At 74.2% G+C, this 5736-nt stretch carries 6 protein-coding genes; 4 read left to right on the top strand and 2 right to left on the bottom strand.

All coding sequences use genetic code 11. The features are described 5' to 3' along the window. Window positions 1-27 precede the first annotated feature (27 nt). Window positions 28-1143, top strand: coding sequence for a homoserine O-acetyltransferase (locus MHY29_RS10975; RefSeq protein WP_239241235.1), 1116 nt, complete (start codon window positions 28-30; stop codon window positions 1141-1143). 16 nt (window positions 1144-1159) lie between these two features. On the opposite strand, the gene MHY29_RS10970 is transcribed toward MHY29_RS10975, so the two are convergent. After that, a complete protein-coding gene (locus MHY29_RS10970) occupies window positions 1160-2047 on the bottom strand; it encodes an SGNH/GDSL hydrolase family protein (protein ID WP_239241234.1) in 888 nt (295 codons plus the stop codon). A 109-nt stretch (window positions 2048-2156) separates the two neighbouring features. Here MHY29_RS10970 and MHY29_RS10965 point away from each other — a divergent pair, with 109 nt between their 5' ends. Continuing rightward, the gene (locus MHY29_RS10965; protein ID WP_224355411.1) at window positions 2157-2843 is read left to right on the top strand and encodes an alpha/beta hydrolase; all 687 of its coding nucleotides are present in this window, start codon (window positions 2157-2159) and stop codon (window positions 2841-2843) included. A 58-nt stretch (window positions 2844-2901) separates the two neighbouring features. Here the strand turns inward: MHY29_RS10965 and MHY29_RS10960 are convergent, their stop codons facing one another. Continuing rightward, the gene (locus MHY29_RS10960; protein ID WP_370643524.1) at window positions 2902-3147 is read right to left on the bottom strand and encodes an RNA-binding S4 domain-containing protein; all 246 of its coding nucleotides are present in this window, start codon (window positions 3145-3147) and stop codon (window positions 2902-2904) included. A 109-nt stretch (window positions 3148-3256) separates the two neighbouring features. On the opposite strand from MHY29_RS10960, the gene MHY29_RS10955 reads away from it, so the two are divergent. Together MHY29_RS10955 and MHY29_RS10950 are read left to right on the top strand one after the other, a co-directional pair. After that, window positions 3257-4639 (top strand): glycine--tRNA ligase, encoded by a 1383-nt coding sequence (locus MHY29_RS10955; protein ID WP_239241223.1) that lies wholly within the window; start codon window positions 3257-3259, stop codon window positions 4637-4639. Further along, complete coding sequence (locus MHY29_RS10950; RefSeq protein WP_239241221.1) at window positions 4636-5724, top strand: GNAT family N-acetyltransferase; 1089 nt, start codon at window positions 4636-4638, stop codon at window positions 5722-5724. The genes MHY29_RS10955 and MHY29_RS10950 overlap by 4 nt, the downstream gene beginning before the upstream one ends. Window positions 5725-5736: the final 12 nt, after the last annotated feature.

Below are 5736 nucleotides of genomic sequence, written 5' to 3'. Positions count from 1 at the left end.
GCCGTCGTCGGCCTGGGGCCCCCACGTATCGAAGGCGAGCTCGACGCCCGGCAGGCGTCCGCCGGCGAGTTCCGCACGCTCTCCGTGGGCCCGCTGGAGCTCGAGGCCGGCGGACGCCTGCCGGGCGTCGAGCTCGCCTTCGAGACGTGGGGCACGCTCGCCGAGGACGGCGCCAACGCCGTGCTCGTCCTGCACGCCCTCACGGGCGACTCCCACGTGGCCTCCCACCGTCGCGACGAGTCCGCGGGCTGGTGGGAGGAGCTGATCGGGCCGGGCCTGGCCGTGGACACGGACCGCTGGTTCGTCGTCGCACCCAACATGCTCGGCGGCTGCGACGGCTCCACGGGGCCGTCCTCACCGGCCCCCGACGGTGCGCCCTGGGGCGGCCGGTTCCCGTTCGTCACCATCCGGGACGCCGTGGCGGCTGAGCGCCGCCTCCTCGACGCGCTCGGCGTCACCGCGCTGCAGGCCGTGATCGGCGGGTCCATGGGCGGCGCGCGCGCCATCGAGTGGGCCGTCTCCCACCCGGACCTGGTGCGCGGCGTGGCGGTGCTGGCCTCCACGGCGAGCTCCTCGGCGGAGCAGATCGCGTGGGCGCAGGCCCAGACCCACGCCATCCGGCTGGACCCGGAGTGGCGGGGCGGCGACTACCACCCGGGCCCGGGCCCGGTGACGGGGCTGGGCATCGCCCGCCGGATCGCGCATACCACCTACCGCTCCGCCGCCGAGCTGCAGCACCGCTTCGGCCGGGAGCCGCAGGGCGCGGAGGACCCGCTGGGCACGGCGTCGGGGGAGCGGGTGGGCCGCTACCAGGTGGAGTCCTACCTGGACCACCAGGCCTCCAAGCTGGTGGGCCGGTTCGACGCCGGCTCCTATGTGGCGCTCACCGAGGCCCTGATGAGCCACGACGTCGGCCGGGGCCGCGGCGGCGTCGAGGCCGCCCTCGCCTCCTACCCGGGGCGGGCGTTCGTCGCGGCGGTGGACTCCGACCGGCTGTACTTCCCCGCGGAGTCCGAGCGCCTGGCGTCCCTCCTGCCGGGCGAGGTCCCGGTGCACACCATCCACTCGCCGATCGGCCACGACGGCTTCCTCACCGAGTACGGGCAGATCGCCGACGAGCTGCGGCGGACGCTCGAGCTCTGAGCCCCGAGCGCGGGGCTCAGTCCGCGGCGTGCTCGGTGTAGTCCGAGCCGTGGGGCATGTCCGCGCCGAACAGCGGGGCGGGCAGCGGGCGCTTGGGCTGCATCCCGTCCCCGGAGGAGACGCCGCGCAGGCGGCGGCCGACCCACGGCACCAGGTGGGTGCGGGCCCAGCGGGCGTCGTCGACCCGGGCCTCGCGCCACGTCCGCGGGGCGGCGCGCTTGGGGGAGAGGGGTTCGAGCTCGTGCTCGACGCCGAGGATGTCCAGGGCCATCGCGGCGATCGTGTGGTGGCCCACGGGGGAGAAGTGCAGGCGGTCCGGGGCCCACATCTCCGGGCGGGCGAGGTCCTTCAGGCTCCACATGTCCGCGACGACGGCGTGGTGCCGGGCGGCGACGGTGCGGATGTTCTCGTTGTAGATCGCCACGCGGCCGCGGATGCGCGCGAGCACGGGCGTCTCCTTGATGTCCGGCACGTTGAACAGCAGCACGGTGGCCCCGGTCTCCGCCAGGCGGCCGACGGCGTCGTCCAGGTGCAGGGCGGTCTCGTCCGGGTCGGCGCGGCGGAGGATGTCGTTGCCGCCGGCGCAGATGCTCACGAGGTCCGGGGCGAGCTCGACCGCAGGGTCGATCTGGTCGGCGCGGATCTGGTCCATCAGCTTGCCGCGGACGGCCAGCGAGGCGTACGAGAACTCCTCGCCGGCGGGGGTCAGGCGCGCCAGTTCCTCGGCGAGGCGGTCGGCCCAGCCGCGGTGGTAGCCGGGGCGCTCGGGGTCGGGATCGCCGATGCCCTCGGTGAAGGAGTCCCCGACGGCCACGTAGCGGCGCCAGGGGTGGGCCGGCTCCGCGGAGGCGTGGCCCTCGGCGTGGGGAGGCTCGGAGTCGGCTGTGTTCGTGAGTGGGCTCATGGTCTCCATGATGCCGACGGGCGGGGCCGGGGGCCAGCCGACACCGTGTCCCCCGGTCACCCGCAACGCATGCCGAGTGCCTCCTGGCACGCCCGCGTAGAGTCGCCCCGTGAACGACACCACCCCCCGCGACCCCGCCCCCTTCGCCGTCCGCTGGTCCCGCCCGGAGGGCGAGCGCACCGAGCACCTGCTCGTGCTCCTCCACGGCTACGGCGCCGACGAGGACGACCTGTTCGGCCTGGTGCCCCAGCTGCCCGAGGCCTTCACGGCCCTGGCCGTGCGCGCCCCGATGGACCTGCCGCAGGGCGGCGCCGCCTGGTTCCCCCTCACCCAGGACCCGGCCACCGGGGAGATCGGCTCGGACGCCGGGGCCGTGCGCGCCGCCGTCGAGGACCTGCACGCCTGGCTGCCGGGCGTGAGCGGCGGCTTCCGCACGGTGAGCCTGCTCGGCTTCTCCCAGGGCATGGCCATGGCCACCTCCCTGCTGCGGCTGGACCCGGCCGCCTACGCCGCCACCGTGGCGCTCTCCGGCTTCGTCGTCGACCCGCTGCACGTCGAGCCCGAGCTCGAGGGCCTGTTCCCCGCCGACGAGACCGTGGATGCCGTCACGCCGAAGGTGTTCTGGGGCCGCGGTCAGGAGGACCCGATCATCTCCGCGCAGCGCGTGGAGGAGTCCCACGGCTGGCTCACCGCCCACACCGACCTCACCAAGGTCGTCTACGCGGGCCTGCCGCACGCCATCAGCCCGCAGGAGCTCGGGCACGTCCGGGAGTACCTCACGCACGTCGTGCTCTGAGGCCCGCCGGCCCGGGGCTCAGCCCCGGGCCCGAGGGCGGCGGCGGTCCGCCCCCCGCTCAGGACCGGCCGGCCTCGACCACGATCTCCTCGCCGTTGAACTCGACGACGTCCCCGTCGTGGAGCTGCCGGCCGCGGCGGGTCTCCACCTCGCCGTTCACGGACACCATCCCGTCCTGGACGACGTCCCGGGCCATCGCGCCGTCCTCCACGAGGCTCGCGAGCTTGAGCGCCTGTCCCAGGCGGATGGACTCGTCGCGGATCGGCAGGGGCTGGACGTCGGAAGAGGAGGTCATGGCCCCCATTGTCCCCGGTAGGCTGGTCCGCGACGAGACGAGGCGCGCCCCGCAGAGCCCGGGCGCGCCGTCGTCGTCGTGGTCCCCCGCTGCACCGAACGACGGAAGTGATGCCCCCATGGCTGCCAAGTCCCCGCTGGACAACGTGATCAACCTGGCCAAGCGCCGCGGCTTCGTGTTCCAGGCCGGTGACATCTACGGCGGCTCCCGCTCCGCGTGGGACTACGGGCCCCTCGGCGTCGAGCTCAAGGAGAACATCAAGGCCGAGTGGTGGCGGACCTTCGTGCGCTCCCGTGAGGACATGGTGGGCCTGGACTCCTCCATCATCCTGCCGCGCCAGGTCTGGGAGGCCTCCGGCCACGTGGCCACGTTCACCGACCCGCTGGTCGAGTGCCAGCAGTGCCACAGGCGCCACCGCCAGGACCACCTGCTCGAGGCGTTCGAGGCCAAGAAGGGCCGCGCCGCCGCCGGCATGGAGGAGATCACCTGCCCCGACTGCGGCACCACCGGCAAGTGGACCGAGCCGCAGATGTTCTCCGGCCTGGTCAAGACCTACCTCGGCCCCGTGGACAACGAGGAGGGCCTGCACTACATGCGCCCGGAGACGGCGCAGGGCATCTTCGTGAACTTCCTCAACGTGCTGGGCGCCTCCCGCAAGAAGCCGCCGTTCGGCATCGGCCAGATCGGCAAGGCGTTCCGCAACGAGATCACCCCCGGCAACTTCATCTTCCGCACCCGCGAGTTCGAGCAGATGGAGATCGAGTACTTCGTGCCCCCGGCGGAGGCGAAGGAGCACTTCGACACCTGGGTCGAGGCCTGCTGGGACTGGTTCATCGACCTCGGCATCGACCCGGCGAACCTGCGGAAGTTCGACGTCCCAGAGGAGGAGCGCGCCCACTACTCGGACGGCACCATCGACCTGGAGTACCGGTTCGGCTTCGCCGGGGGCGACGGCTGGGGCGAGCTCATGGGCGTCGCGAACCGCACCGACTACGACCTCACGTCCCACGCGAACGCCTCCGGCGCGAAGCTGCAGTACTTCGACCAGGCCAACGACGTGCACTACACGCCGTACGTGATCGAGCCGTCCTTCGGCCTGACCCGCTCCATGATGGCGTTCCTCGTGGACGCCTACACCGAGGACGAGGCCCCCAACGCCAAGGGCGGCGTGGACGTGCGCACCGTGCTCAAGCTGGACCCGCGCCTGGCGCCGGTCAAGGCCGCCGTGCTGCCGCTGTCCAAGAAGCCGGAGCTGCAGGAGCCCTCCCAGAGGCTGGCCGCCGAGCTGCGCGCGCACTGGAACATCGAGACGGACGACTCCGGCGCCATCGGCCGCCGCTACCGCCGCCAGGACGAGATCGGCACCCCGTTCTGCATCACCGTGGACTTCGACACCCTCGAGGACCAGTCCGTGACCATCCGCGAGCGCGACACCATGTCCCAGGAGCGCGTGGCCCTCGCCCAGGTCCGCGCCTACCTCGCGGAGCGGCTGACCAAGTGAGCCCCCGGCACGACGACGACGCCCCCGCCCTGACCGCCGCCGTCTCCGGCGGCGAGGTGGTCCTCCGCCCCTGGGCGGAGGGCGACGACCTGCGCCTGCTCGAGGTCTGGGGGGACCCGGCCGACGTGCAGCAGCACCAGGACCGGGCCATGCTCGCGGCCGACGCGGACTCCCCGTGGCGGCGCACGCTCGTGGCCGATGAGGACGGCGTCCCCGTGGGCGCCGCCGTGGCGTTCGCGCAGCCCCTGCACCCGGGACGTCTCTGGGTCTACGGCGAGGTCGCCCGCACGGTCCGCGGCCGTGGCGTGGGCCGCGCCCTGCTGGAGGCGCTGCGCGGGCTCGTCGCCGCGGCCCACGAGGCCGGCGCCGTGCCGACGACGGAGCTGAAGGCGCGCTTCGCCGTCGCCTCCCGCGTGCCCGTGGGCGGCGGGGAGGTCGTGGAGGCGGCTCCGGAGGAGGCCCCGGAGGCCGGCGCGGCCGGGGCGGAAGCGCACGCCGCGCAGGTCGCCGCCACCGAGCGGTTCCTCGTGGCGGCCGGGTTCACGCCCGTGCAGCGCTCGCGGCGGATCGCCGTGGCCCCCGGCGTGATCGCCCTGCCCGCGCTGCGGGACGAGCAGCACCCGGAGGGGCGCGTGCTGGAGGAGATCTCCACCGGCTCCGTCGAGCTCAGCCGCGCCGTGGCCGCGTTCTACGACGCCGCCCACGCGTGGGATCCCTCGCAGATGTCCGTGGGGGCGGCCCAGCAGCTGATCCTCGGCCCGCAGACCGGGGCGGCCGGCGCCGTCGTGCTCCGCGACGCCCCGCGCGAGGAGGGCGGGACGATCCAGGCGTTCGCCGTGTCCTACACGGCCGAGCGGCAGGACGCCCCCGCGGACGTGCTGCTCGGCTGGGACCCGTCCCTGGGCCTCGAGGAGGCCCAGCTGGCCGTGGGCGACCTGCTCGCCCTGCTGGTGGCCCAGCACCCCGTGCAGGTCGAGGCCGACGAGGCGATGACCGCCCTGGAGCCGATCCTCGACGCGCTGCTGGCCAAGCGCGCGGCGGGCACGCTCGTGGACACCCGCGTCTGGGCGACCGACCCCTCCTGACCCCTCCCGACC

Origin of the sequence: Micrococcus sp. ACRRV (genome assembly GCF_022346985.1) — a bacterium.
GTDB lineage: Bacteria > Actinomycetota > Actinomycetes > Actinomycetales > Micrococcaceae > Micrococcus > Micrococcus porci.
Note: the sequence above shows the minus strand (reverse complement) of the source record. Positions and strands in the feature narration are given on the sequence as shown.

What these genes read in the sequence shown, in the direction of transcription:
- MHY29_RS10960 (WP_370643524.1), bottom strand. Translation starts at nt 3,147, where the DNA reads ATGGGGGCCATGACCTCCTCTTCCGACGTCCAGCCCCTGCCGATCCGC.
- MHY29_RS10970 (WP_239241234.1), bottom strand. Translation starts at nt 2,047, where the DNA reads ATGAGCCCACTCACGAACACAGCCGACTCCGAGCCTCCCCACGCCGAG.
- MHY29_RS10955 (WP_239241223.1), top strand. Translation starts at nt 3,257, where the DNA reads ATGGCTGCCAAGTCCCCGCTGGACAACGTGATCAACCTGGCCAAGCGC.